2 protein-coding genes and 1 pseudogene are annotated in these 2,065 nt (G+C 38.2%); 2 read left to right on the forward strand and 1 reads right to left on the reverse strand.

Translation table 11 applies throughout. From position 1 onward, the window contains the following. Together WB217_RS10145 and WB217_RS10150 are read left to right on the forward strand one after the other, a co-directional pair. Window positions 1-414 (forward strand): annotated as a pseudogene (locus WB217_RS10145) (ribonucleoside-diphosphate reductase subunit alpha); the annotation flags it as partial. A gap of 16 nt (window positions 415-430) precedes the next feature. Beyond that, a complete protein-coding gene (locus tag WB217_RS10150) occupies window positions 431-1,468 on the forward strand; it encodes a ribonucleotide-diphosphate reductase subunit beta (protein WP_423993069.1) in 1,038 nt (345 codons plus the stop codon). Window positions 1,469-1,573: 105 nt separating this feature from the next. On the opposite strand, the gene WB217_RS10155 is transcribed toward WB217_RS10150, so the two are convergent. Continuing rightward, window positions 1,574-1,780 (reverse strand): DUF5316 family protein, encoded by a 207-nt coding sequence (locus tag WB217_RS10155; RefSeq protein WP_423993071.1) that lies wholly within the window; start codon window positions 1,778-1,780, stop codon window positions 1,574-1,576. Between the last annotated feature and the right edge of the window lie 285 nt (window positions 1,781-2,065).

A 2,065-nucleotide genomic window follows, 5' to 3' on the forward strand; every position in this document is an offset into this window, starting at 1 on the left:
GTAAAACAAGGTGGTATTCGGAATGGGTATTTAATGGCTGTTGCACCGAACTCTTCGACGTCAATACTGGCTGGGTCGACTGCAAGCATTGATCCAATCTTTAGACTTGAGTATTCCGAGGAGAAAAAGGATTATAAAATTCCAGTCACTGCGCCGGATCTTTCACCAAAAACGACCTGGTTTTACAAATCAGCGTACAATATTGACCAGCATTGGAGCATCAGGCAGAATGCGAAACGCCAGCGCCATATTGACCAGGCTATTTCCTTTAATTTGTATGTGAGGAATGATATTAAAGCAAAGACCCTGTTAGATCTTCATATGGATGCGTGGAAATCGGGATTGAAAACGACCTATTATATACGCTCTACTTCAGGTAATGAAATAGATGAATGTGAAAGCTGCCATAGCTAATACGGGGGGAAGCAACATGATCGAAATGAAAAAGCGCTTCATTATAGATGTCGAGGCACCAAATGCCTCGACTGGAATTATCAATGGCCGGAGTTCAAATATCTTAAACTGGGATGATGTCCGCTATCCATGGGCTTATCCAAAATATAAAAGAATGCTAGGGAACTTCTGGACACCCTTTGAGATTAACATGTCTAAGGATATCAAACAGTTTCCAGCGCTAACAGAAGATGAACAGGATGCATTCTTAAAAATTATTGGGCTTTTAGCTTTGCTGGATAGTATTCAAACGGACTATGCTGGAAGGGTGGCTGATTATTTAACCGATTCAAGCCTGAATGCGCTCATGATCATTTTGGCGCAGCAGGAGGTCGTGCATAACCACTCATACAGCTATGTATTATCAAGCATAGTTCCCAAAGCGAAGCAGGAAGAGGTATTTGACTATTGGCGAACAGAGCCGATCTTACGCGAAAGAAATGATTTTATCACTGACGGCTATAAAGGATTTGCAGAAGAACCAACAGTTGAGAATCTATTACATTCCATCGTGTATGACGTCATTTTGGAAGGCCTCTTCTTTTATTCAGGATTTGCCTTCTTTTACAATCTGGCCCGCAATCAAAAAATGGTCGGAACCAGCACGATGATCAATTATATCAATCGTGATGAACAGCTCCATGTTGGATTGTTTGAAAAGATTTTTAAAGAGATTTTGACAGAGAATCCTGAATACGATACCCAACAGCTAAAAGAATTCGGAACTGCTACCTTTATTAAAGCAGCTGAATTGGAAATCGAATGGGCAAAACACATCATCGGCAACAAAATCGATGGCCTGCTCATGCCAGACCTAGAAGCATATATCAAGTTCATGGCCAATAAAAGGGCAGAACAATTAGGCTTCCAGGCACCATTCGAAGGATACCGGACCAATCCAATAAGATGGATCATCGCATACCAGGAAGTTGACCTCGGAAAAACCGACTTCTTCGAGCAAAAATCAAGACAATATACGAAAACATCGGATGTTAACGGGTTTGATGAGCTTTAGGAAAATCATAAAGTAGATCAAAGGGGGAGTTGGCTAGATATTTGGTGAACTCTCCCTTTTACATATGTGAGATTTTCTATATTTATGGCTATGTTAAAAAATAGATTATAAAAAGTATATTAATCCAGCAATACCTAAAGAAATTAATCCAACCAAACCAGAAATCATTGCTATTTTTGTTCTGAAATTTCTATGTTCTTCAGTTTCAGAATGAAAATTTGCTCTTTGTTGTTGTCCATCCGTCCAAGCCCCAATAAAAATACCAGAAATAATAATGCCAATGACACCAACAGTAAGAAACAACTTCAACATTACATTCCCCCTCTCATTTCTAAATATATTTACGTTTTGAGCAAAAATTTGTTTCAAATAAGTTTACAGAATTTGCTCGGAGAATCTTAGAAGATACATCTATTAAGACCAGGTAATTACCACTGATCATTTTACTTAATCGTAGTAATTTCACTCACGGCCTTTTTTACTTCTAGAGAACGATTGGTCGTTTTATTTGAATGTCAACAACGTGATCTAACTTAGCCTTTTTTAAAAAGTACACTATCTATTTTTATAGAAGTTTCTGTATAATTATTATGTTGT

It is taken from the genome of Mesobacillus sp., from assembly GCF_049588175.1.
Taxonomy (GTDB): domain Bacteria; phylum Bacillota; class Bacilli; order Bacillales; family Cytobacillaceae; genus Mesobacillus.

What these genes read in the sequence shown, in the direction of transcription:
- WB217_RS10155 (WP_423993071.1), bottom strand. Translation starts at nt 1,780, where the DNA reads ATGTTGAAGTTGTTTCTTACTGTTGGTGTCATTGGCATTATTATTTCT.
- WB217_RS10150 (WP_423993069.1), top strand. Translation starts at nt 431, where the DNA reads ATGATCGAAATGAAAAAGCGCTTCATTATAGATGTCGAGGCACCAAAT.